This window comes from Pyrobaculum neutrophilum V24Sta (assembly GCF_000019805.1).
In the GTDB taxonomy this organism is placed as follows: Archaea; Thermoproteota; Thermoprotei; order Thermoproteales; family Thermoproteaceae; genus Pyrobaculum; species Pyrobaculum neutrophilum.
In genome coordinates this window covers 107442-130481 of the sequence record NC_010525.1, presented here as the reverse complement: position 1 = coordinate 130481, position 23040 = coordinate 107442, and the positions used below count along the sequence as shown (strand labels likewise).

20 protein-coding genes and 2 pseudogenes are annotated in these 23040 nt (G+C 62.5%); 10 read left to right on the top strand and 12 right to left on the bottom strand.

Features of this window, described 5'->3' with window-relative positions; all coding sequences use genetic code 11:
* The first annotated feature begins 20 nt into the window (after positions 1-20).
* Complete coding sequence (locus TNEU_RS00715; RefSeq protein ID WP_245521965.1) at positions 21-614, top strand: CPBP family intramembrane glutamic endopeptidase; 594 nt, start codon at positions 21-23, stop codon at positions 612-614.
* On the opposite strand, the gene TNEU_RS00710 is transcribed toward TNEU_RS00715, so the two are convergent.
* From TNEU_RS00710 to TNEU_RS00695, 4 genes are all read right to left on the bottom strand, one after another.
* The gene (locus tag TNEU_RS00710; RefSeq protein ID WP_012349519.1) at positions 597-1127 is read right to left on the bottom strand and encodes an LOG family protein; all 531 of its coding nucleotides are present in this window, start codon (positions 1125-1127) and stop codon (positions 597-599) included. The two genes, TNEU_RS00715 and TNEU_RS00710, sit on opposite strands and share 18 nt — an antisense overlap.
* Entirely contained in the window at positions 1124-1642 is a 519-nt protein-coding gene (locus tag TNEU_RS00705; RefSeq protein WP_012349518.1) for a MogA/MoaB family molybdenum cofactor biosynthesis protein, read from the bottom strand. Before TNEU_RS00705 ends, TNEU_RS00710 begins: the two co-directional genes overlap by 4 nt.
* Positions 1643-1897: 255 nt before the next feature.
* Positions 1898-3022, bottom strand: coding sequence for a polyamine ABC transporter substrate-binding protein (locus tag TNEU_RS00700; RefSeq protein ID WP_012349517.1), 1125 nt, complete (start codon positions 3020-3022; stop codon positions 1898-1900).
* Positions 3012-3671, bottom strand: a complete 660-nt coding sequence (locus tag TNEU_RS00695) for an endonuclease dU (protein WP_012349516.1) — start codon at positions 3669-3671, stop codon at positions 3012-3014. The genes TNEU_RS00700 and TNEU_RS00695 overlap by 11 nt, the downstream gene beginning before the upstream one ends.
* A gap of 54 nt (positions 3672-3725) precedes the next feature.
* Here TNEU_RS00695 and TNEU_RS00690 point away from each other — a divergent pair, with 54 nt between their 5' ends.
* The gene (locus TNEU_RS00690) at positions 3726-4706 is read left to right on the top strand and encodes an AIR synthase family protein (RefSeq protein ID WP_012349515.1); all 981 of its coding nucleotides are present in this window, start codon (positions 3726-3728) and stop codon (positions 4704-4706) included.
* Here TNEU_RS00690 and TNEU_RS00685 read toward each other — a convergent pair.
* Genes TNEU_RS00685 through carA form a run of 3 tightly spaced genes read right to left on the bottom strand, consistent with a single transcriptional unit; the run spans position 4690 to position 9603 of the window.
* Positions 4690-5487, bottom strand: a complete 798-nt coding sequence (locus TNEU_RS00685) for an ATP-grasp domain-containing protein (protein WP_012349514.1) — start codon at positions 5485-5487, stop codon at positions 4690-4692. The two genes, TNEU_RS00690 and TNEU_RS00685, sit on opposite strands and share 17 nt — an antisense overlap.
* Positions 5481-8558 (bottom strand): carbamoyl-phosphate synthase (glutamine-hydrolyzing) large subunit, encoded by a 3078-nt coding sequence (gene carB, locus TNEU_RS00680; protein WP_012349513.1) that lies wholly within the window; start codon positions 8556-8558, stop codon positions 5481-5483. The genes TNEU_RS00685 and carB overlap by 7 nt, the downstream gene beginning before the upstream one ends.
* Complete coding sequence (gene carA / locus TNEU_RS00675; protein ID WP_012349512.1) at positions 8545-9603, bottom strand: glutamine-hydrolyzing carbamoyl-phosphate synthase small subunit; 1059 nt, start codon at positions 9601-9603, stop codon at positions 8545-8547. Before carA ends, carB begins: the two co-directional genes overlap by 14 nt.
* A 100-nt stretch (positions 9604-9703) precedes the next feature.
* On the opposite strand from carA, the gene fbp reads away from it, so the two are divergent.
* The 4 genes from fbp (at position 9704) to TNEU_RS00655 (ending at position 14459) form a co-directional block, all read left to right on the top strand.
* Positions 9704-10903, top strand: coding sequence for a fructose-1,6-bisphosphate aldolase/phosphatase (gene fbp / locus TNEU_RS00670; protein WP_012349511.1), 1200 nt, complete (start codon positions 9704-9706; stop codon positions 10901-10903).
* A gap of 54 nt (positions 10904-10957) precedes the next feature.
* Positions 10958-11554, top strand: coding sequence for a MarC family protein (locus TNEU_RS00665; RefSeq protein WP_012349510.1), 597 nt, complete (start codon positions 10958-10960; stop codon positions 11552-11554).
* Between the two features lie 107 nt (positions 11555-11661).
* Positions 11662-13539, top strand: coding sequence for a 2-oxoacid:acceptor oxidoreductase family protein (locus TNEU_RS00660; RefSeq protein WP_012349509.1), 1878 nt, complete (start codon positions 11662-11664; stop codon positions 13537-13539).
* Positions 13536-14459, top strand: coding sequence for a 2-oxoacid:ferredoxin oxidoreductase subunit beta (locus TNEU_RS00655; protein ID WP_012349508.1), 924 nt, complete (start codon positions 13536-13538; stop codon positions 14457-14459). Before TNEU_RS00660 ends, TNEU_RS00655 begins: the two co-directional genes overlap by 4 nt.
* Here the strand turns inward: TNEU_RS00655 and TNEU_RS00650 are convergent.
* Positions 14456-15088 carry a YkgJ family cysteine cluster protein gene (locus TNEU_RS00650; protein ID WP_012349507.1) on the bottom strand — a complete coding sequence of 211 codons (633 nt, stop codon included), beginning with the start codon at positions 15086-15088 and terminating at the stop codon, positions 14456-14458. The genes TNEU_RS00655 and TNEU_RS00650 overlap by 4 nt on opposite strands.
* A 63-nt stretch (positions 15089-15151) precedes the next feature.
* Between TNEU_RS00650 and TNEU_RS00645 the strand changes: the two genes are divergently transcribed.
* The 3 genes from TNEU_RS00645 (at position 15152) to TNEU_RS00635 (ending at position 17762) form a co-directional block, all read left to right on the top strand.
* Positions 15152-15433: a hypothetical protein gene (locus TNEU_RS00645; protein WP_012349506.1), complete on the top strand. Its 282-nt coding sequence runs from the start codon at positions 15152-15154 to the stop codon at positions 15431-15433.
* A 275-nt stretch (positions 15434-15708) separates the two neighbouring features.
* Positions 15709-16518 carry a TroA family protein gene (locus tag TNEU_RS00640; RefSeq protein ID WP_012349505.1) on the top strand — a complete coding sequence of 270 codons (810 nt, stop codon included), beginning with the start codon at positions 15709-15711 and terminating at the stop codon, positions 16516-16518.
* On the top strand, positions 16515-17762 hold the full coding sequence (locus tag TNEU_RS00635; protein WP_012349504.1) for a tRNA(Ile)(2)-agmatinylcytidine synthase: 1248 nt from the start codon (positions 16515-16517) through the stop codon (positions 17760-17762). Before TNEU_RS00640 ends, TNEU_RS00635 begins: the two co-directional genes overlap by 4 nt.
* Here TNEU_RS00635 and TNEU_RS00630 read toward each other — a convergent pair.
* The 3 genes and pseudogenes from TNEU_RS00630 to TNEU_RS00620 form a co-directional block, all read right to left on the bottom strand.
* Positions 17759-18871 (bottom strand): SufB/SufD family protein, encoded by a 1113-nt coding sequence (locus tag TNEU_RS00630; protein ID WP_148682255.1) that lies wholly within the window; start codon positions 18869-18871, stop codon positions 17759-17761. The genes TNEU_RS00635 and TNEU_RS00630 overlap by 4 nt on opposite strands.
* Before the next feature lie 47 nt (positions 18872-18918).
* A pseudogene (locus TNEU_RS00625) lies at positions 18919-19722 on the bottom strand (elongator complex protein 3); the annotation flags it as partial.
* 165 nt (positions 19723-19887) lie between these two features.
* Positions 19888-21141 (bottom strand): zinc ribbon domain-containing protein, encoded by a 1254-nt coding sequence (locus tag TNEU_RS00620; RefSeq protein ID WP_012349502.1) that lies wholly within the window; start codon positions 21139-21141, stop codon positions 19888-19890.
* Positions 21142-21572: 431 nt separating this feature from the next.
* Here TNEU_RS00620 and TNEU_RS00615 point away from each other — a divergent pair, with 431 nt between their 5' ends.
* Entirely contained in the window at positions 21573-22436 is an 864-nt protein-coding gene (locus TNEU_RS00615; protein ID WP_012349501.1) for a hypothetical protein, read from the top strand.
* Here TNEU_RS00615 and TNEU_RS00610 read toward each other — a convergent pair.
* A pseudogene (locus tag TNEU_RS00610) lies at positions 22346-22930 on the bottom strand (elongator complex protein 3); the annotation flags it as partial. The gene TNEU_RS00615 and the pseudogene TNEU_RS00610 sit on opposite strands and share 91 nt — an antisense overlap.
* Positions 22931-23040 lie beyond the last annotated feature (110 nt).

Genomic DNA, 23040 nt, shown 5'->3' with positions numbered 1-23040 from the left:
AACGTTGCATAGCAACGGCCGTGATACGGAGGATCTACCTCCCGGCCGCCTTCGCGGCGCTCGTCGCCGCGCTCGTAGCTCTGAAGCCGCCGGCGTGTGTCGCCCTCTACGCAGGGGCGGCCGTATACCTTGCCTTCGCCCCTGCGGGGGCGCTGGTTAGGTGGAGGCTAGATAGGAGGTTCCCCCTCGCCTTCGCTGTTTACCTCCTCTCGCTAGTCGCCGCCGGCGCCGTAGCGGCGGCAGTCCCGCCTATACGCGCCGATTACGTCAAACTAGGCGAGGCGCAGGCGAGGTTCTTCGCCGAGGCAACCACGTGTCCAATGGGCTGGGCCCTCGTCTTCCTCCAAGCGCTGGTTCTGGCGCCTCTGGTGGAGGAGATGCTCTTCAGGGGCATAGTCTTCGAGGAAGTGAAGGGGAGGCTCGGCCCGGCTGCGGCCTACGTCGTATCCTCTCTGGTGTTCGCCATATTGCACAAGCCGGGGCTCGCCGCAGTGCCCATATTCATAGTGGCGTTGGCCCTCGCCTTCGCCTACGACAGATACGGCCTCCCCGCCTCCATCCTGCTACACTTTCTGCAGAACGCGGCGGCGCTCTGGTTAACCAAAGGCGGTTGAGGCGCCGGGTTCCGCGCCGCAGACCTCCTCCGCCAGCGCCTTCGGATCCCTCAAATACTCCACCTTCACCGCCCTCCTCTCGTCGAAGTACTCCGGGTAGGCCTGCGGCAACCTGTCGCTGGCGGCGCCGGTCTCCGTCAACACGTAGAGGGGCTTCCCCATCGCGTAGGCCATAAACGCCTCGATTACGGTCCCTACACCTCCCCCCAGGACCGCCACCGCGTCGGCGGAGCGGACCATCATCACAGATCTGCATCTGAACTCGCACCCCGTTCTCACCGCCACGACTTGCGGCGGCAACGGCACATCCTCCCTCTCCGTGGGTAGAAAGACGACGACCTTCAGACCTCTCTCTAGGGCGGCGTCTACGACGTCTTTCATGTGCCCCCAGTAGCCGCCTACCAACAGAACCGCGTCTGGGTATCTCTCCGCCAACGCATGTACAAAAAGCCTGGCCTTCTCCCCCAGGCCGGGCACGTGGTTGCTGTGTACAGCGACCGCGATCTGCCTCATTTGACTAGGTAAAGGAGGTGGGAGACCTCGTCCAAGATTATCCTCATGCCGACCTTAACGGCGTTGGGGGAGCCCGGCAGTAGGAAGACGGCCTTGCCGCCCACTACGCCCCCAGTCGCCCTTGTCAAAAAGGCGGCGGTGCCCACCTCCTGGATGCTGTAGTATCTAAACACGTCGCCGAAGCCCTCCATCTCTTTCTCAAACAGAGGTCTCACGGCCTCTATGGTGACGTCGGTCTTGGTAAGGCCTGTGCCGCCGGTGAACACCACAACGTCCACGTCCTCCCGCGCGGCGAGCTCCAGGATTTTACTCCTAATTAGGTGGAGGTCGTCCGGTATTAGGTCTCTGCCGACGACCTGATGCCCGGCCTCTCTAGCCATCCTCTCAGCCAGGTCGCCGGACTCGTCCACGGGGGTGCGCCCCTCCGCCTTCTCCCGGTATCTAGAGGTGCTCACAGTCACAATATAGAACCTCGCAACGCGTTGCCCCCTAGCCCTATGCTCCTCGTGAGCCATGGCATAGACAACGGCCCGTGTTTAAAAACATCCAGCCCTCGCCTCTCAGCCGCTTCACCATCTGTGCCCAATGCGCCGGCTTAGAAAGCCGACCCTCGACAGGCCGCGGAGGAAGAGGCGCCTACCCTGTCGACGCTTAAGCGCGGGCGGTCTTCACCCCCTCGGCGAAGGGCACACGCCGGTGGATCCGGGATCGCCACCGGCAAGGTTCCTCGGCAAAGGTTTTCACAAACGCGCTGTGTGGAGACCGGCCCGCTAGCCTTTGACGGCGTAGCTGATCTTCTCCACGGCCTTAATCATCTCGTCTGTGTAGTTGAGATAGATGAGTTTGGCTCCCTCAGGCGGGAAGACCGTGGGGTCCTGTAATATGTCGGGGCTGAGGTGCTTTTCGAGTAGCTGTCTCTTCAGCGCTGTTGGGTAGTAAGACGCCTTGGTGATTCTAGCAGAGTTCTCAGGCCTAAGCAGGAAGTCAATGAAGGCGTATGCCGCGTCGATGTTTTTCGCGTCGCGGGGGATCACCATGAAGTCGACCCATCTGTGCGTCATTGGCTTTGGCAACACGTACTCGAACTTATCGGCGTTTTTCTCACCGGCGTGTTTGATAAACTCGTCGCGTGCCGTGGCTGCGTCTCCGCTCCAGATCTGTGAAACCCACAGCTCGCCGGCGGCTATAGCCGGAACGATCTGGCTGACCCCCATGTAGCCTCTTATGTAGCCCTTCTGCTTCTTCAGAAGCTCTGCGACCTTGTCCACAGCCGCTTGGCTCCAGTCGTTTGGGTCTATTCCCAGGGCGTATTTAGCCGCCATGACGGGCTCCACGAACTCCTCCAACATAGCCACCTTGTTTCTCATCTTCTCCAGGAGACCGAAGTCGAAGAGGTCGCCCCAGCTCTCGAGTTTTCTGCCGGCCTCTACGGCCATCGCGTGGTAGTTGACGGCGAAGCCCGTGGTGCCGAAGGCGTATGGAATAGAGTGCTGGAGGCCTGGGTCGTTCGGGTTGTCGAAGAAGGCCTGGTCTATGTTGTTGATGTTGGCTAGTCTGCCGTGGTCCATCTTCCTCACGTAGCCCCCCTTGATCACCTCCTTTAGGTACATATCCGGCACCACTACTAGGTCGTACCCGCCCCCGCCTCTGAGTAGGGCGGCGTAGGCCTCCTCCCCGCTCTCGAACTCCTGGTAGATCACCTTAACGCCGGTCTCCCTCTCGAACTCCGTGAGCAGGTCCTTGTCTATGTAGTAGGAGTAGTTGTAGACGGCTAGCTGTCCGCCGAGTGTTGCCGCCCTCTTCTCCGGCCCCCTCGAAAGCAGAACGCTACCTCCCAAGGCGGCTACAACCGCCGCGGCTACCGCGCCGGCTAGGAGCTTCCTCCTAGTTACCATCGCCGCTCTTCGCGCGGGCGTTTTTTAAAAATTTCCTCGCCCCCCCGGCTATTATCTTCGCCACACGAATCGGCTCAGGCATCTTGCCGAACTTTGTACACAGCTCCGCCGCCTTCCCCGCGTCGGCCGGGTCCATCCCCCAAGATCTGACATATATCCTGTAGCCGCCTCTGGTGTAGTAGGGAACCGGCTGGCCCAGCCTCCTAAACGCCTCGACCCTCCTCTCCCAGTCCATAAACAGCTTTCTCGCGGCCTCCTCCGCCCTCCCCTCCGGCTCTTCGAAGATGTAGCAGGCCACAGGTCTCCCGAACCTCCTCCACAGCGCCTCCCCGTCTATCCAGTTGTAGAAGGAGACCACGCAGCCGTCTAACATGACCATGGCGACGTCTGGCCGGAGGAGGGCCTCTAGGATCCTGGAGGCGGCTTCTGTGCCGTCTGTGCCGCCGAGTGTGGCCAGATCCAGCGCCACCTCCTCAACTACGCCGTCTCTACGGGCCAACACGCCGGCGTATACCGAGTATCCGTCTTGAAGCACGAAGCTCTCAGCTACGGCGACCACCTTGAAGTTCTTCTGGAGGAGGCGTTGAGGCTCAGCCGGAGGGCCTCTCCTCGGCCGGACAAGGGGGGCCCAGCTTGGCGCGTCCTCCACCGCCTCCAGCGGCGTCCCCCTTAATATTCTTAACCTCCGACGTCCAGAGCCCTTATGAAGATCGGGAAGATCCCGCCCGGCGTCCTCCAGGGCGTGGTCTTTAGGAGAACCGGCGCGCAGAGGAAGGAGGTCGTCGTGGGCCCCGCCGTGGGCGAAGATGCGGCGATTATCGATATAGGGGGCCGCTACGTGGCGGTGCACACGGACCCCATAACGGGCTCTGTGAAGCTCCTCGGCTACCTCGCCGTCTACATCCCCACCAACGATATCGCCGTGAGGGGGATACCTCCCATGTGGCTCTCGGTGGCTCTCCTCCTCCCACCTGAGGTGGAGGAGGGGGATCTCGACGTCTTAACGGCGCAGATAGACGCGGCGGCGCGGGAGCTGGGAGCCGCCGTGGTGGGGGGACACACCGAGGTGACCACGGCCGTAACTAGGCCAGTCGCCGTGGTGACCGCAGCGGGGGTGGGCGAGCGCTACGTGACCACCTCGGGGGCTAGGCCGGGCGACGTCGTGTTGATGACGAAGTCGGCGGGGCAGGAGGCCGCCTCTATATTGGCCACGGACTTCAGAGAGGAGGCCTTGAGGCGTGGCGTCTCCCCGGCGTCTGTGGAGAGGGCGGGCGAGCTCGCCAGAGCTGTGTCTGTGGCTAGGGAGGCCCTGGCGGTGGCCGACCTGGCGACCTCCATGCACGACCCCACGGAGGGCGGGGTGGCCAACGGCCTTGCCGAGGTGGCCTACGCCTCAGGCGTCTCGATAGAGGTCGACCCGGGCTCCGTGGTGGTGTATAGGGAGGTGGAGGAGCTCTGCTCGGCCTTCGGCGTAGATCCGCTGGAGACCCTCAGCTCCGGCGTCTTGCTGGCCACCGTCCCGCCCGACCGCCTAGGGGAGGCCGAGGAGCGCCTTAGAAAACTCGGCGTGTCCTTCTCGCAGATCGGCAGGGTGACCGAGCGCCGGGGCTACCTCGTGAAGATAGGCGACAGGCTGTACAGGGAGCCGCACGTAGAAGACAAGCTCTTCACCCTCTTTTCTTGACCTCGAGAAGCATCTGTATTATGTGGCTTGCCACGTCCACCCCGGTGGTTCTGGTCAACGCCTTGAACTCGGGTATTCCGTTTACCTCGTTGACGTATAGCCTCTCCCCAATTAGGATATCTACGCCGGCGTAGAGGGCGCCCACGGCCTCAGCCGCCTTCACGGCCAGCTCCTCCAACTCGCCGTCTACCCTCTGCGGGAGGGTTTTGCCCCCCCTGGCGGCGTTGCTCCTCCAGTCCCCCTCGGGGGGGATCCTCCTCATGGCCGCCACCGCCCTGCCCCCCACCACGAAAACTCTGATGTCCTCGCCTGTCCCCACCATCTCCTGCAACATCAACACGTCGCCTTCAGCCGACTTAAGCAGGAGGCTGAGCTCCTCCCTCGTCGACACCAGCGCCACCTTCCTCCCCCAGCTACCGCTCACCGCCTTCACTATGGACCTCCCCTTTATCTCGACGTCGGCTTCGCCGAAGAGGACCGTGGTCTTGGGGACAGGCAGGCCGGCCCCCCTTAGCCTCGCCAGAGACACGGCCTTGTTCCAGCTCACGGCGATAGCGGTCGAGGAGTTCACAGACACCCCGCCGTTGCCCTCCACGGCAGCCGCGAAGACGATCCCCCTGTTGTGGCTGAGGGTGCGGATGAGGTAGACGTCGGGCTCCCAACCCTCTATGTCCACCGCCTCGCCCACTTTCACAAGCCTCAGCTGTACGCCGGCTCTCTCGGCGGCTTTAAGCAACATCTTCTCCTCCTCTCGTACAACGTCGTAGGCGAGCGCTACCACGGCGCTACCTCGAGCTTCCCGTTTTTGTAGTACCACGTAAACGCCTTGGCTAACTCCAGCGCCAGCGACGCGTCAAGCACCAACGGCGTGTTGGTGTCGGCCGCGGTTCTCCTGATGTGGAAATCCCTCTCCGGCGTTACGCCAGACGTCATAACTATGTCTATCTTCTTCCACTTTAACATTTCCACGGCCTTCTCCCCCAGCGACTCGGGGGTGTGTACCTCCAGCCTGCCGGCCAGCAGAGAAGCCGCTTGCCCAAGGGCCTCCGCGCCGTGTTTATCATATGTATATATCAGTGCGGATCTCTCCGGTATCCTATTCGGCGCTGCGGACAGCCAGCTCTTCAGCAGAGCCTCCTCGTATGTGGCCCCGTTTGAGGCCACCTCCCCAGTGCTGTACATCACAGGCCCCAGCCGCGGGTACGACCCCCTCAGCCTAGACCAAGAGAACTGCGGAGACTTCACCCACCACTTCGTCGGCTTAAGCACCACGACCTCCTCGTCTACGGCTAGGCGGCCGTTCACCAACACGTCGGCCGTCAGAGACATGTAGTTCACCCCCGTGGCCTTGCTCACGAAGGGCATGGAGCGGCTTACCCTGAGGTTCGCCTCTATTACGTACACGTCATCGTAGACTATGAACTGGACGTTGAGAGGGCCCTTGACCCCGAGCTCGGCGGCGATCCTCTGAGTAGCCTCAACCATCTTCTTGACGGCCCCCTCCTCCAGCCTCCTCGGCGGGAGCACCATGGTGGAGTCGCCGGAATGAACGCCAGGCGGCTCCACGTGCTCGATTGGTGTGGCGACGAGCCGAACTCCGTCAGACACGGCGTCTACCTCCGCCTCAACGCCGCGCGGCATGAACTTGGACACAACCGCCGGGTACTCCCCGCTCACCCTAGCCGCCTTTGTGAGGAAGCTCAGGAGCTCCTCCCTGTCGTAAGCCACGGCCATATAGGTGCCGCCTAGGACGTAGCTGGGCCTCACCAACACGGGGTAGCCCAGCGCCTCGGCGAGCTTAGCCGCCTCCTCTGGGGATCTAGCGGCGAACCACGGCGGCTGTTTTATGCCGAGCTTTTCCAGAAGCTCCGAAAACTTGCTCCTGTCCTCCGCCGCGTCTATAGAGGCGGCGCGGGTCCCCCCGATCTTCACCCCCGCCGCCTCAAGACGCTTATAAAGCCTCTGGCCTATCTGGCCTCCCGCGTAGAGGACAACCGCGACGCCGCCGCCCTCCTTCTCCACTATGTCCAGTATCCTCTCGCTGGAGATCTCGTCGAAGTAGAGCTTATCCACTATGTCCCAGTCCGTCGACACCGTCTCGGGGTTGTAGTTCAGGATAGCCACCTTAAACCCCCTGTTTCTCAGCTCCTGCGCCAGGTTCACCGTGGACCAGTCGAACTCCACGCTCACGCCTATTCTAAAGACTCCGGCGCCCACCACTAGGTAGTCCACCCGCGGCACGTCGTCGTCGTACACGCCGCCGTAGGTGAGGTAGAGGTAGTTCGTCTCGGCCGGCCACTCGCCGGCTAGCGTATCTATCCTCTTCACCACCGGCCGCCTCCTCGCCCGCCTCACCTCCTCCTCTTCGACCCCCAGCGCTCTTGCTATCTGGCCGTCTGAGAAGCCCAAGACCTTCAGCTCCTCCAGGTCGTACCGGCCTTGCTCAAGCGCCTTGTAGGCCTCTACGACGCGCTGTATAGCCCTTAGGAAGAACCTATCCACCTTCACATAGCTGTACACCTCGTCTATAGAGAGGCCTAGGTACATGGCCTTGGCAGCGCATATCGGCCAGTAGGGCCTGTACCCCTCTAGACACCGCCTCGCCTCCTCAAGCGTAAGTTCCCTAAACATGGGCCCGCCAACTAGGCCGGGCTCGCCTATGTCGATCATCCTAACCGCCTTCTGCCAAGCCTCCTCCAGCGTCCTCCCCACCGCCATGGCCTCGCCGATAGACATCATCTCCGGCCCCAGGCCCTCGGATACGCCGAATCTGTCGTTCTCCCACCTCGGGTGTTTAACCACTATGTAGTCAAGCGCGGGCTCAAACGCCGCCACTGTCCGCCTCGTCACCTGGTTCAAAACCTCGTCTAGGCGGTAGCCCAAGGCCAACTTAGCCGCGATGAAGGCCAGGGGGTAGCCCGAGGCCTTGGAGGCGAGGGCGCTGGAGCGGGACATACGTGGGTTTGTCTCTATGGCGTACTGCTCAGGCCCGGCGTAGTTGACCGCCACCTGGACGTTGCCCTCGCCCACTAGCTCGATGGCGCGCGCCACGCCGATGGAGATGTTCCTGGCAGTCTGGTACTCCTCATCTGTCAAGGTGAGGCAGGGGGCCACCACTATGGAGTCCCCCGTGTGTACGCCCATTGGGTCTATGTTCTCCATACAGACCACAGCTGCGACGTTGTCGTAGGCGTCGCGCACCACCTCGAACTCCACCTCCTTCCACCCCTCCAGGTACTTCTCCACAAGGACTTCCCCAATTGCGGACTGGGCGAAGGCCTTGTACACCCTGGCCCTTAGGTCCTCCTCGCTCCTGGCGACGAAGGCGCCCGCGCCGCCTAGGTTGAAGCTCACCCTCACGACCACCGGGTAGCCTATCTCCCGCGCGACCTTCAGCGCCTCCTCGGGCGACCTCGCGGGGCTACTGGGCGGGATCGGTATGCCGACCTCCCTCATGGCCTTTTGAAACAGATCCCTCGAGAGAGCCCTCTTTATCCCCCGCACCGGCGTCCCCACGACCTTAACGCCGTATTTATCCAAGACGCCGGAGTCGTGTAGATCTACGCAGGCCGACAGCGCCGTCTGTCCGCCGAAGCCGCACGCTATTGCGTCAGGCCTCTCCCTCTCTATGACCTCCGCCAGGAACTGCCTCTGTATAGGCACGAAGTAGACCTTATCCGCCAGAAGCTTCGACGTCTGTATAGTGGCTATGTTGGGGTTGACGAGCACCGTCTCTATCCCCTCCTCCCTAAACGCCTTTAAGGCCTGCGAGCCCGAGTAGTCGAACTCAGCCGCCTCCGCCACCTTGATGGCGCCCGACCCTACCACCAAGATCTTTCTAACGTCCGGCATGGCGCTGGATGAGCTTGACGAACATGTCGAAGATCCACCTCGTGTCCTGCGGCCCGGGGGAGGCCTCGGGGTGGAACTGCGTCGTCAAGATGGGGAGGGACTCGTGGTATAGGCCCTCCACGGTGCCGTCGTCTGGCTGAACAGCCCAGACCTTAAGCCCGCTGTCTTTTGGATCCACGGCGTAGCCGTGGTTGTGGACTGTGATGTAGGTCTTCCCCGTGAAGCGGAGGTCCCGCACGGGCTTGTTGCTAGCCCTATGTCCAAACTTGAGCTTGTACACGCCGGCGCCCATGGCAAGGGCGATCACCTGGTGGCCCAGGCATATGCCGGTGAGAGGCTTTTTGTACTCGGCGTACTCCCTCACCTTCTCCGCGAGGGAGCCCAACAGCTTGGGGTTGCCCGGCCCGTTGCTCAAGAAGAGGCCGTCGCAGTCGAAGGCCAGCTCGGGGGCGCGGCATGGGACAAGCTTGATCCTAACCCCCCTCTTTAGGAACTCCGACACTATCGACCTCTTTATGCCGCAGTCCACCACTCCGATGCACAACTTCCCATCCCCCAGCTCCCGCGGCTCTTTCACCGACACTAGATCGACGTAGTTCACCTCGTCGTAGCGGGGAGAGGACCTAAGCCGCCTTAGAAGCTCCTCGGGCTCCTCGGGCCCCAGCGCCCCCATCATAACGCCGTATTCCCTGAGCTTAATCGCCAGCGCCCTCGTGTCCACCCGCGCTATGCCTGGGACCCCCTCAGCCTTAAGCCACTCGTCTAGAGACATCACGGATTTGTAGTGGCTCGGCGCCGTGGCCTCAAAAACCACGACCCCCTCAGCCTTTACGCCGTCCGACTCAAGCTGATCCTCGGAAACGCCGTAGTTCCCGATTAGCGGCATCGTGAAGGCGACTATCTGCCCCCGGTAGCTCGGGTCCGTCAAAACCTGGGGATACCCCACCACTGCGGTGGTGAATACGACCTCCCCAACAGCGGTCTTCTCAGCGCCTATCTGCCTACCTACAAATACCGAGCCGTCTTCGAGGACGAGGTACGACATAGTGTTCGCCCCTTGAACATCACAGCCATACAAGACCGCCTATATAAACCTTTCCAACGCCTATCTATAATATTTTTAAAGCGTCCTCAACCTATCCCCCATGCGGGTTACGGTTTCCATAATCAAGGCAGACGTCGGCGGGTTCCCCGGCCACGCCCACGTCCACCCAAAAATGCTGGAGTACGCCGCGGCGAAGCTTAAGGAGGCACAGAAGAGGGGGGTGATAATTGACTACTTCGTCTACAACGTAGGCGACGACATCTCGCTGTTGATGACGCATACGAAGGGCGAGGACAACAAGGACATCCACGGCCTCGCCTGGGAGACCTTTAAAGAGGTGACCGACCAGATCGCCAAGAGGTTCAAGCTGTACGGCGCTGGGCAGGACCTGCTGAAAGACGCCTTCTCCGGCAACATCAGGGGGATGGGGCCCCAGGTGGCCGAGATGGAGTTCGAGGAGAGGCCCAGCGAGCCCATCATTGCCTTCGCGGCCGACAAGACGGAGCCCGGGGCCTTCAACCTGCCGCTCTACAAGATGTTCGCAGACCCCTTCACCACGGCCGGCCTCGTCATCGACCCCTCGATGCACGAGGGCTTCATCTTCGAAGTCCTCGACGTGGTGGAGCACAAGGTCTACCTCCTCAAGACCCCCGAGGACGCCTACTCCCTGCTTGGCCTAATCGGCACCACCGGCAGATACATAATTAGGAAGGTGTTCAGGAGGGCCGACGGCGCGCCGGCCGCCGCCAACAGCGTGGAGAGGCTCTCCCTAATCGCCGGGCGGTACGTCGGCAAAGACGACCCCGTGCTCCTCGTGAGAGCCCAGTCGGGCCTCCCCGCCGTCGGCGAGGTGCTTGAGGCCTTCGCCCATCCACACCTAGTACACGGGTGGATGCGCGGCAGCCACGCCGGGCCTCTGATGCCGGCCCGGTTTATATCGGTGGATCCGGAGAGGAGGATCGCCATTGGGCCAAAGATGACCAGATTCGACGGCCCTCCCAAGGTGGGAGCCCTAGGCTTCCAGCTACACGAGGGCTACCTCGAAGGCGGCGTAGACCTCTTCGACGACCCGGCCTTCGACTACGTGAGGCAGACGGCCGCCCAGATAGCCGACTACATACGCCGCATGGGTCCCTTCCAGCCGCACAGGCTACCTCCGGAAGAGATGGAGTACACCGCCCTACCCAAGATACTGGCCAAGGTCAAGCCGTATCCGGCGGACCAGTACGAAAAAGACCGCAAGAAATACATAGAGGCTGTGGTAAAAGGCGCCAAGGTCGAGGAGTCTCAACACGACTAGGTGATGTGGCGCGTGAGGTCGGAGGAGTGAAGAGTTTTCCAGGGCTGACGCCTCATGTCAATCACCGAGTTTTTTGCGCTTGTGGGGCAACTTTACGCAATAATGAACCCAATAGGCAAACTCGCCATCGTCGGGCCGCTGGCGTCTGAACGCCCCCAGTTCGTGAAAAAGGTCACCACCGTGGTCGTATTCGCCGTCTACATACTCACATCCCTCTTCGCCTTAAGCGGCGGGGCCATACTCGCCGCGTTCGGCGTAAGCCTCGACAGCTTTAGGATCGCGGGGGGCATCATGCTGATGGCGATATCGATAATGACCCTCATGTCGGGCTCCTACGTGGGAAAGGTGGAGATTGCGGAGGAGCAAGCCGTGGTCCCCCTGGCAACTCCCCTTATAGTGGGCCCCGGCACCATCACCGCCTTGATCATAATATCGTCGACCTACGGCCCCCTCTGGGCTCTGGCGGTGGCCGCGTCAGCCTCCACCGCCGTCGCGGCCACCTTGCTCCTCGGCATCAGAGCCGTGAGGTACCTCGGCGCGACTCCGCTGAGGCTGTTGGGCAGATTTATGTCCCTTGTCATCGCGTCTGTCGCCACCGAGATGATCATAACGGGCATAAGAAACCAAATAGCAAACCTGTTTACCCACTAGCTAGGTCTATCTAATACAGAAGTTAAAATCACATAAAGTTATCACATCATCATTTCTATAGTTGTAAAAGGAAAAATATATATAGACCATGTCGGGTATAGAGATATATGGAGCTGAGTTTTCTCATTGGGGGGCCTCAGGGGAGGGGCGTCGAGACCGCCTCCCTCATTTTCATATATGGCGTGGGGTCCGCGGGCTACTACGTATACGCCAGGAGGGAGTTCTGGAGCAACATAGCGGGGGGCCGCCACAGCTACGTCGTTGGGACGATATCGGACCGGTGGCCCGCCCCCGCCCCCGGCAACCGCGTAGCGCTTGCCCTCGCCCTCGACGGCCAGGCGGTGTTGGAACACGTCTTCCACCTAGAGAGGGGGGCCGTCCTCGTCTACAACACGGAGGAGGAGGAGAGGGATCCGGGGAGCTACATAATGATGGCTAGGCCGCAGGCGGAGAGGCTGGCGAGATTTGCAAAAGACCGCGGCTTCGAGCCGACGGTAGGCGGCTTCGTCAAGTACCTAAGGGAAAACGGCGTGGAGACGGTGGGCGTCCCTTACGGCAAAGCGCTGAGAGAAATCGGGGGAAAGATAGGCGTGACTTCGCCTGTTCTGCTCTCGAGGTTTCTAAACACCTTCGTCGTAGCCCTCGGCGCGGCCCTCCTGGGCCTCGACGCCGAATATGTCGCCAGAGGCGTCGGCTACGCCTTGGGCAAGAAGCCGGACGTCGTGGAGCAGAACAAGCGGATTGCCCAGGAGGCCATGCGGCTTGTGGATAGACGCATCGCTACGTTAGCCCCGAGGAGACCGCCGGAGAGGAGGATCTTCTGGAACGGCAACGAGGCCGCGAGCTACGGGAAGATAGTGGCCGGCGTGAGGCTGCTGGCCTACTACCCCATCACCCCCGCCACCGACGACGCCATGACCTTCGAGAGGTCTATCCCCTTCCCAGTGGCGGATGGGCGGGCTGGAGCCGTGGTGTTGCAGACAGAGGACGAGCTCGCCGCCGTCGCCGTCGCAACCGGCGGCGCCATTGCCGGCGCTAGGGCGGCGACTGTGACCTCGGGCCCCGGCTTCAGCTTGATGGCCGAGGCCGTGTCTATGGCGGGGATGATGGAGGTGGGGGTCGTGGTGGTGGTGTGGATGAGGGCTGGGCCTAGCACGGGGCAAGCCACGAGGCAGGGTCAGCAGGATCTGCTCTACGCCCTCTTCACGGGGCACGGGGAGTATCCAAAGATCGTGTACTCCAGCGGGGATCTGGAGGAGGCGTTTCTAGACAGCATTAGGGCGGCGAACTGGGCGGAGCGCTACAGGGTGCCCGTAGTGCACCTCCTCGACAAAAACCTGTCTAACACCTTCGCCGTGATGCCTCTGCCCAACCCCGACGCGGTTAAGATAGAAAGGCCGCCTCCCGCCGTCTACACGGCGCCGAGCGAGGCCGAGGCCTACCCGCTGGACAAGACGGTGCCGCCTCGGCTACTGCCCGGCATCTCCAACGCCGTGTTCCACCTGAGCAGCCTGGAGCACGACGCCGCGGGCGATCCCGAAGAAGACGCCGAAGCTGTGGCGAAGATGTACGAAAGGAGGATGGCCAAGATGGCGCTTATCGAGGAGGAGATACCGCCCGAGGAGAGGGCCGTCTACTTCGGCCCGGAAGATGCCAGAGATGTGGTGGTGGGGTGGGGATCCGTGAAGCCGGCTGTCCTCACCGCGTTGAGGGAGCTCAAAGACGTGGGGTTTCTATACGTGAAAATGCTGTACCCCTACCCCCGCGACGTCGTGAGGAGGTTTCTAGAGGGGAGAAGCGCCCTGTTTATAGAGAACAACTACATGGCGCAACTCGCCCTGGTGACGAGGATGTTCACCGGCTTGGAGCCGGCGGCTGTGGCGGTGAAGTTCAACGGCAGGCCTGTGACGGCCGATGACGTGGTGGAGGCCTACAAGAGGTTCAAGGAGGGGAGGCGGAGGGTCGTGATCGAGTCTGACCTATGACGAGGACCCCTGCCGACTACAGATGGCCTAGAGCCCCCGAGTGGTGCCCCGGCTGTGGCCACTTCGGCGTGCTCCAAGCCGTTTACAACGCCTTCGCGGAGCTCGACCTCGACCCGGCCCGGGTGGTGTTGGTCTCTGGCATAGGGTGCTCCTCCCGCCTACCCCACTACGTCCGCGCCACCAGCGTCCACACGATACACGGGAGGGCCATCCCCTACGCGCTGGGGATAAAGCTGGCGAACCCAGCCCTCGAGGTCATCGTCGTGGGGGGAGACGGCGATCTGGTGGCCATCGGGGGAAACCACCTGCTCCACCTCGGGAGGAGGAACGTCGATATGGCCGTCATCCTCATGGACAACTCGGTGTATGGCCTCACAAGGGGGCAGGCGGGCCCGACCCTTGCGGCGGGGGTTAAACTCAAGGCTGTGCCCAAGGCCAACCCCCAAAGCGGCGTCAACCCGCTGCTGTTGGCCATAGCCTCCGGCTTCACCTTCGTGGCGAGGGGGTACGCCTTCGACGTAAGACACACCTCCCGGCTCATCGCTGAGGCGATTAAACACAGGGGGTCCGCGTTCCTCCAGATCCTAAGCCCCTGCGTGACGTACAACAACGTGATGACTAGGGACTGGTATGAGGAAAGGATATACAAGCTCGACGAGGATCCGAGCTGGGACCCCGTGGTTAGACGGGAGGAGGAAGCCGGCGAAAAGATCAGGAGGGCGCTGGACAAGATAGTGGAGGTCGACAAGATACCCCTTGGCGTGTTTTACAAAAACGAGCTTGTCCCAACCTTCGAGGAGAGGTACGAGGCGACGTATGACCCCACATACCGAGCCAACCCCCCCGCGCTTCAGAGGGTGGAGTCCGGGGGGAGGACGGTGGTAGATTTCGAGAAACTAGTCGCAGATAGGCTACTCTAGAGGAGCTTCTCCAGGGTCAGCTCCGGGTAGAACCTCCTGATGAAGGCGAAGCCGTTAACCACGGGGAAGAAGGGGTACTTCCCCTCCTCGTCGAGCTCCACGAGCCCCCTCTTCCACAGCTCGGAGAGTACTCTGGCGTAGAAGTACCTCTTCTCCAGCGTCTTCACGGCCACCTCGGTCTCCTTGGGGGCGTACTTCACCGCCAGGCCTATGCTCGACATCTTGGCAACGTCGGCGGGGCTTAGGTCGCGCCTAACCACGGGACAGAGCGTAGACATGACGAACCTCACGTCTATCCGCACCTCCCTGGCGGCGGGGTCGATGTCGTACTTTATCACCTTGGGCAGATATGGGAAAGATCTACAGGTAAGCGGCTTGTATCTGTCGTGGACGAGGCACCTCGTCCCCTCGAGAAACGGGCACTTCCCCTCCTCGTCTAGGTGCATGAGGTAGCTCAAGGCCACCCTCAGCCCCGATTTTACATCAGCCACCTTATAGGCCGGCGTAAAAACCGCGGCGGCCCCAAGCTCGGCGGCTAGCCGCTGGAGTATGTAGACCTCATGCGGCAGGACCGTCACTGGGCTAGCCTTACAACACAAGGCGCAGCCCGGCTCGCAACGGAAAACCACGGGGGGCCCGCCGTATGAGCTTTATAAGCCTTAACCTTTAAAAACCGGTAGGGCTGTGTATACGTGCTCGGGGAAGTGCTGGCGTTGCTGGGGCCCTTCATAGTGGGGTTCCTAGTCGGCGTTTTAGCCAAGAGGCTACTATCAGCCGCGGTGGCCCTACTGGCGCTCTTCGTCGCCCTAGCGGCGTTGGGCTACATCTCGCCGCAACAGGTCACGGCTATTCTACAGCAGTTGGGCTACGCCGCCAAAGACGCCGTCTACTACGCCACGAAGGTGAAAGACGCCGTCCCCTACTCCTCGCTGGCCTTCCTCCTGGGGCTCGCGCTGGGTCTCTGGAAGGGATAGGCTTATATTCTCCGCCGTAGTTGATACGGGGGCGCCGAGGGGACGGGGGGGCTCCCGGAGACGGGGCCCCTCTGGAACCTCCCGCACCGCCCGCGGAGGGCGCCGGCGGGCCGCCGCAAGGCGGGGGTAAAAACCAGCCGGCGCTGCGGCCCCCAAGCAGGGCCTGTGAGGCCGCGGCGAGGCCCGGGTAGGGGGCTAGATCGATACCCCGACAGAAGCGGGGGTATGCGGCGCCCCCCTACACAAAGGTTTAATATGGGGGGCCGGATCCGCCTGTGATAACGGTTGGCGTTTTAGACGGGGTGCCGCGGCGGGTGGTGAGCCTTAACCCCTCGGTCAACGAGTTTCTGGCTCTCCTCGGCGTGGAGCTGGCGGGCCGGGACGCCTTTTCCTACAGGCCTGCGGAGCTCATGTCTGTGCCCATCGTCGGCACCTTCGTCGATGTCGACCGGGAGGCTCTCTCCAAGTTACGGCCGGATCTCGCCATATTGTACTACCCAGTGCAGAGGCACCTCCTCGACGCCGTGGCCAACGCGTCGAAGGCCGTTGTCGCCGTCCCTACGCCGACCAGCGTAGACCACGCCGTGGCGGTCTTCAGGTTCTTCGCCAGGGTTTTCGACAGAGACGAGGAGGGGGATAGAATAGCCGGCATATACCGCGATCTGCTGAGGGGCGCCCCCCTCTACGACGAGGTGGTGGCGGTCATAAACCTCGGCGTCTACGACCTGGCGTGCTCCAACTCCTACGTCGCAGACGCGCTGACGCGGGTGGGGCTGAGGTACGTGAGGGGGTTCCCCTGCGTGTTTAAACACAGCGAGTCGCCGCCCCAGGAGGCGCTCAGCCGGGCCCACTTCGTCGTCTACGAGGCCAGGGGGAAGAACTACTACGAGAAGGAGACGCAGTTCCTAGGCGGCAAGCCCCACGTGGTCACCCCCAACGACACCCTGGCCCACTACGGCCCCTCCCTCCCCCTGGACCTCCGCCTCGTCGCAGAGGCCGTAGCTAGGGGGGCTAGGTGGGTCGGCGGCACCTCAAGCGCTGTGCGACCCACGCTGAGGGGCGGGTGGTACGCCCCGTATAGATGAGGGTCGTCGTCGGAATCGACGACACGGACAGCCACAGGGGGGGATGCACGACGTACGTCGGCTACCTGTTGGCGAAGGAGGTGCTGAGGCGGTGGGGGGCAGGCGCCTTCAGAGACTTCCCGCGTCTCGTGAGGCTTAACCCAAACGTGCCCTTTAAGACGAGGGGCAACGCCGCCGTGGCGCTGGATCTGGAGATACCGGAGGGCGACGTGGAGGAGCTCTGGAGGCTTGCGGTGGAGACGGTGGCGGCCCACTCAAGGCGGGAGGGGAAGACGGACCCAGGTGTGGCCATGGCCGCCGGCGGCGTGCCCGAGAGGGCCAAAACGCTGTACCGCATGGCGCTGACGCAGGTAGTGAGCATAAGCGCGGCGGAAAGGGCGGGGGTCCTCACATGGGGCGGACGGGGGAAGATCGGGGCGGTGGCCGCCGTCGGCGCCTACTTCCCCAAGTCCACCTTCGAGCTCATCGCCTATAGGCGGGGCGACAGGGAGGCCATCCCGCCCGACCTCGTGAGGCTTCTGGAAGCTCTGACGTATCCCTACACCTTCCACAACGTAGACAGGCGGCGGGTGCTGATAGAGCCCAGGGGGCCTGACCCGGTCTACTACGGCATTAGGGGGCTCACCCCACAACACCTCAGATACGCCCTATCTCTCCTCGAGGCGTGGGGCTACAGACCCGCCGGCTGGGTCATATATAGGACAAACCAAGCCACGGACGCCCACATAGAGCTCGGGGTCTTCTACGGCGACCCCCTCCCCTACTCCTTCTACAGAGCCAGGGGGCTGGTGGTGGAGGCGCGGAGGGTAGCCGGGCGGCACCTAGTGGGGAGGCTAGACAGCGGCCTCCGCTTCGTGGCCTACAGACACTTGGGGCGGCTCGCCTCGGAGCTGGAGAGGTGCCTCCGGTGCGACGTGGTTCTCTACGGAGGGCTGAAGCCCAGGAGGGGAGGCCTCTACCTATACGTGGAGAGGGCCTACGTGCTGGGCAGGTACATCCCGGCAAGGAGCCGCTGCACCTACTGCGGGGGATCGCTAGAGAGCCTGGGGAGAGGCAGAGGCTGGAGGTGCAGACGGTGCGGCGCCGTCTTCCACAGCGCCCCGATCCGCTGGCTCTACGACACAGCTCCGCGGAGGGCTCTCCTCCCCCGACCCGGCGAGTGGCGCCACCTCCTCAAGCCGCCCGACGTGGATCCCACAATACCCAACTTCTTCAGCCCCAGCTCCGCCGAGTGGATCGGCTAGAGGAGCCCGGCCGACCTCACGACGGCCTCCGCGAAGCCCCTCGCCCCCTCAGACAGAGAAGACAGGTACTGGTCGACCAAGCTCGCCATGATGAGCCTCGGGATGTGCTCCCTCCTCACCCCGCGCGATCTGAGGAAGAACTCCTTCTCCTCGTCCAACGCGGCGTCTGCGGCGGAGTGCCTAGCCCCCTCCACGTCGCCGGTCTCCACCAGGATAACCGGCTGGGAGTTGGCCACGGCGCCCTCCCCAGCTATATACACCACCCCCTCCACCGCGCTCTCGCTTCCGGCCCCCCTAGGCGTGATCCTCCCAACGGCGCGCTGCGCCACGAACGATCTGTCTGCCGCAACGGCGTAGAGCCTGGCGAAGCCCCTCCCCTTCGGCGCGTCGTTTACGACGGAAACCACGTGGTCTATCCTGCTCTCGCCGTAGCCCAGCTCCATACCTACAACCTCGGCCGAGGCCCCAGCCGCCACCACGTACTCCTCCCTCACGGCGTTCATGACGCCCCCGAGCACCAGAGGCCTCGCGTAGACCTGCGACCCCACCGCAAGCGCCGAGTGGACGTACTGAGGCCCGCCCCCCCTCGACACGAGGACGTACTCGACGGCCCCCCTGACCTCCCCCTCCACCACGGCCGTGTGCATGGTCCCCACGTTGCCCTCGACGTAGACCACCACCGACCCAGACGCCGACTCCTCCACCTCCAGGATGACGTGGCTCGCCACGTGGCTCCCCGGGGAATCCGCCACGAGCTTAACCACCAACGGCTCCACCCTCCCCGCCACCCTCACCCGCACGGCCTCGGAAAGGGCAGAGGCGTGAAGCGCCAGGATCCTACTGCCGATGTCAAGCCTCCTAAAGACCTCGCCAGCCGCATCCACCTCCACCCCGCCGCAGGGCCCCCGCCCCGCGAGGTAGCCCCCCGACACCACAACCTCGCAGGGGGCCGGGGAGGCGGGCCGCGGCCTCGTCCCGGCAGACGGCTTAAACCCCTCGAACCTGGACCAGTCGGTGTAGTACCTAATGGTGGGCGAATCCGCCACCTCCTGCCAGGGCAGTTTGCCGGCCAACTCAAGGCCCCGCGACCTCGCAGTAGACAAATCCATCGACATAGGCGCGTTATGGATTAATAAACGTCAAAAGGCCGCGGGAGCTACCTAAGCTCTTTACACATGTAGGGGCCGCACCTCCCGTAGCCGAGCTTCCCGAAGTAGGGCCTGGCCCCCACGCCGCTGATCACGGCGATCCTCGCCGCGGAAAACTCCCGCGCGGCGGTCTCCTCGGCCTCCTCCAGGAGGGCTCTCCCCAGCCCCGTGTGTTGCCACCAGAGGCCCTCCTCTCCCACAGGCACCTCCGGGCCGTAGACGTGTAGCTCCCTCACCAGGGCAGTCCGCCCAGCCAGCTCCCCCCTATGCGGCCTATGCGGCATTCTCAGCCTAAGTATCCCATACAGCGTGTCGTCCGGCCCCACGGCCTCTAGGAAGACCTCCACCCCCCGGGAGGCCTCGTAGATGTGCCTCCTTATCTCCACCGGCCCAGGCTCCACGTAGACCCCATTCGCCAGCTTCACGCCCACCTCCCTACACCTTATCTCGGAGCAACTAAGGCCCAGCCGCTCCATCCGCCTAAGCACCACCTGCCTCATGTTCCCCCACCTCGGGCCGTCGACGACGTGGTGCAGAGGTATATCCCTCCCCAGCCTCATAACCCTGGCCCACCTCGGCACGGAGGCGTAGATTTTCGCCAGGAGATCCAGCCACGTATCCTCGCCGTAGCTCCTATAGACGCCCCGCCTCCACTCCTCATACAGCCTGGTCCCGGGGACGACGTACGTGGGATATATCTTGACGCAGTCGGGCATGAAGTCCGGGTTTGAAAAAACCTCCCTAAACATCTCCAGGTCGCGGTCCGGGTCGCTACCGGGGAGCCCCGGCATTAGGTGGTAGCACACCTTATAGCCCCCCTTTGCGGCTCCCGGCCTCCCCGGGAGGGCGCGGGGCCCGCCCGCGGAGACGCCTAGAGGGCGGCCGCGGGCGAGAGGGCCCGGGTCATTAGGGACTGGCGGTGTCCCCCTAGTCGCCGGGCCCCAGGGCCGGGGACGTGGCTCATGAATGTGAAACAGTTACAAGCTTAAAAGTGTGATGGTCGCCAGTGTGGAGGAAAAAACGGGTTGTTTCTGGAGGATCTCCCAGTACCTCCTTTTTGCCCAGAGCAACGGCACGTTGTCTCTGTGGTCTGAGAAGCCGCAGGAGGGACAACGCATTACGCGCTTTCTCTCCTCCATCTTTGCTCCACAACGGGGACACACTGTTGAATACAACCGTTCCTCCAAATACGGCAGGCCGTACCATTCCGTAAGCGCCTGTAACCTCCTCCTAAGCTGTCCAAGCCCGTCTAGGAGGTGCTTCTTTTCGCCGCTCCCGTTGCCCTCCTTGAGCTCCCGGTAGCTCTCGTCCTCTATCGTGTCTACCACGACGGCGGCTTGATGCTCCCTCGCCAGCTTAATTATCTCGCTTACGACGTCTTTAACGACGCCTCTTATCTTCCTATACCGCTTTGATGCGAGGTGGCGGGCTCTGTCTTCGAGACGTCTCCTTCTGACGGGGTCCGCCTCCCTCGCGGCCCGCTCGTCGAGACGGCTTATCTCCTCGTGGAGCTTCCTCAGCCCCCTTACCGCACCCTCGTCGGGGAGTCTCTTCCGCTTGACAACCTTGCCGTCCACAACGAGCCCCACCACGACGCCGTGGTCAAGTCGGTTCACGTCGACAACGACAATAGCCCTGGGCTCCACAGGCGCCGCTTCGCGGGCGAAGACAAGGGCAACGTAGAGTCTTCCATAGGTCGGTTCCTTCTCACCACCTCTCTTTTCAACGCCGAGAAACGCCAACTTGAGTCTGGCACCCTCCTCCAACCTCCGCCTAATCCAGGCGACGTTGCTCTTCTTCAGCTTGACGGCGAAAGGCGGTATGCCTAACTTCCGCACTTTGAGGACGCCGCTCTTTAAGTCGACGAAGACTGACCTGCTAACGTCTTTCTCGTTTTCAACTCTAAGCTGGGCGTCAAGTGGGACTGTCCGCCAAAATGCCGCGTCGCGCCAGAACATCTTAGCTTGTTTTACGAAGTACTTCTTGAGACCATACTTGGGAAACACCTCTTCGATAATCCGGCGCGCCAGCTCCCGCCTCTCGGGAGTGAGGAGTCTGTCCAGCTCCTCCGCCGTCAGTTTCGGCTCCTCTTGTCCCGCAATCTCCTTCAACAGTCTCCTGGCGTATTCTTCCACGGCCAGATACATGCGCGTCACTAGATCCAGAACGTCTGGCCGCTTTTCGACCAACCGCCAGGGGATTTCCACCCTCAGCGTTCTGTATGCGTACATGTGCGTATACGTGGTGGGGCTGAATTCTCCACTAGTTATGGAGGATAGACGGGGGCAGGCCAAAAGTTTTACAACCGCGTACGTAGCAGGCGCCGGCGGTCTCCGCCGCGGGGCCGTCTTGTCTCGCCGGCGTTATACGTAGCCCCACGCCTTCGAGATGCCAACCGCCGTACCGACGGCGATAACCGCCATAAACCCGTTTTTCAACCCGCCCACACCTCCAACGCAGCCTCTTCACAATTTCAACTCCCTCGGCTCATCTGCCTGACGGCGCCGCTGTTAAGCAGGTGAGCCGAAATAGTTGAAAGAATGTTCCTGGCTTTTTGTGCATGTGGAGAGGGAGGTGTGAAGATGTGGCATACACCGCCAACGTAGCCTGGCGGATGCTGATCACGGCTTCTACATCCCAACGGTAGCTTTCCCCAAGACCGATGCCCTTCCCGCCCACGACGGGGTCTCAACACCTATTCTCCCCCACACTACATGCATCCACGGGCCAAGTCTACAGAACGCTGAAGTTGGAGATACCATGGCGTCTCGTTGAGGAGCGGCCGGACGTCCTCGACCTCGCGGCGCGTATGCGCCTTGCGGCGGAGGAATTCGCAAGGAAGCTGTCGAAGGAGTCAATGGGGAAGGGGAGGGTCGGGCTCGCGCCGGAGTTGGGCAGGCTCCTCACGCTGGACAGGCGGGAGCCGGCTCTCAAGATGGCCGAGGAGGTTCTCGCCAAGTGCGGGCTCGGCGGTCTCGCCGGCTGCGGGCTGTTTCTGCGCTACGCGCCGTCTTTCAAAGCGCTTCCGCTCGGCGTGGGGGAGAAAGGCCCAGTCGTCGTTGATCTAGAGGGCGGAACCGTGGAGATACGTTGGCCGGGCTTGTCGCCCTTCACGATTGTTAAAGAGAAGCAGGGCGAGGTGGATAAAGAGACAGCTGGAGAGGGGCGAGCTCAAGTTCGCGTCCCTCGGCGTGGAGAGGGACGGAGAGGGGCCGACCTACGGAGGTCTCTAGGGCTCGTGCTCGTCCGCGAAGTCCAGCGGGTGGACCCCAGAGCGCTTGTGGTCGTGAACAACGTCGGCCACTATGTAAAGGTCGGCCTCGTGGCCGGCGGGAGGGCCGTGGAGACGCGGAAGCTCCCCAGGGAGGTGCGGAGGTTGAGCCAGAAGCTGGAGAGGATAAGCGCCGACATAAAGCGGTTGGAGGAGGCCCTCTCGCGATACGCCGAGTCCTTCAGAAGAGCCGTGGCTCTCACCACCTCGGCGACGCCGTGTCCTCTATCGACCCGGGCCAACACGTCGTCGTAGATGGACTGAACCCCCAGCTCCACCCGCGTCACCCCAAGCCTAAGGAGGAAGTCCACCTCCTCCACGTCGACGTAGTCGGGGCGCGTCTCCACAGTCAAAGCCACCAGCCGGATCCGCGCCCCCTCGTTACGCCGCTGCTCAAGCTCGAGGTCAGGCGAGGGGTCGGCCCCAGCCGCCCAGCTGGGGTAGTCGTTGAGAGCCTTAAACACGTTGCCGATGAACCACTCCCTGTACCGCCTAGGCAGAGCAGAGAAGGTCCCGCCCATGACCACCACCTCCACCTTAGAGGGCATGTGGCCGTTGTCGAGATACACCTTCACCCGCCCCGCCACCTGCCGGTAGGGGTCAAAACCGCTACGCCCAGCCCTCAAAACCACCGGACTATCCGGCATATACGACTTGGGGACCCCAGCCGCAGAGGGGCAAAAGCTACACCTCCCCGGGCAGGGAAAGGGGTGCGTCATCACGGCGACCACATGCACCCCGCTGGCCATCCTAATAAACCGCAGAGGCTTCTCCACAAGACAAATGACAAACCATTAAAAAACCAACGCGGCCAAGCCCGGCGCCGCCGTCTGCGAAACGGCTCCAACCAGACATAAAT

Coding starts and splice junctions, on each gene's coding strand:
- TNEU_RS00615 (WP_012349501.1), top strand. CDS start 21,573: ATGCCCTTCCCGCCCACGACGGGGTCTCAACACCTATTCTCCCCCACA.
- TNEU_RS00690 (WP_012349515.1), top strand. CDS start 3,726: ATGAAGATCGGGAAGATCCCGCCCGGCGTCCTCCAGGGCGTGGTCTTT.
- fbp (WP_012349511.1), top strand. CDS start 9,704: ATGCGGGTTACGGTTTCCATAATCAAGGCAGACGTCGGCGGGTTCCCC.
- TNEU_RS00705 (WP_012349518.1), bottom strand. CDS start 1,642: ATGGCTCACGAGGAGCATAGGGCTAGGGGGCAACGCGTTGCGAGGTTC.
- carA (WP_012349512.1), bottom strand. CDS start 9,603: ATGTCGTACCTCGTCCTCGAAGACGGCTCGGTATTTGTAGGTAGGCAG.
- TNEU_RS00635 (WP_012349504.1), top strand. CDS start 16,515: ATGAGGGTCGTCGTCGGAATCGACGACACGGACAGCCACAGGGGGGGA.
- TNEU_RS00660 (WP_012349509.1), top strand. CDS start 11,662: ATGGAGCTGAGTTTTCTCATTGGGGGGCCTCAGGGGAGGGGCGTCGAG.
- TNEU_RS00710 (WP_012349519.1), bottom strand. CDS start 1,127: ATGAGGCAGATCGCGGTCGCTGTACACAGCAACCACGTGCCCGGCCTG.
- carB (WP_012349513.1), bottom strand. CDS start 8,558: ATGCCGGACGTTAGAAAGATCTTGGTGGTAGGGTCGGGCGCCATCAAG.
- TNEU_RS00620 (WP_012349502.1), bottom strand. CDS start 21,141: ATGTACGCATACAGAACGCTGAGGGTGGAAATCCCCTGGCGGTTGGTC.
- TNEU_RS00655 (WP_012349508.1), top strand. CDS start 13,536: ATGACGAGGACCCCTGCCGACTACAGATGGCCTAGAGCCCCCGAGTGG.
- TNEU_RS00665 (WP_012349510.1), top strand. CDS start 10,958: ATGTCAATCACCGAGTTTTTTGCGCTTGTGGGGCAACTTTACGCAATA.
- TNEU_RS00630 (WP_148682255.1), bottom strand. CDS start 18,871: ATGGATTTGTCTACTGCGAGGTCGCGGGGCCTTGAGTTGGCCGGCAAA.
- TNEU_RS00700 (WP_012349517.1), bottom strand. CDS start 3,022: ATGGTAACTAGGAGGAAGCTCCTAGCCGGCGCGGTAGCCGCGGCGGTT.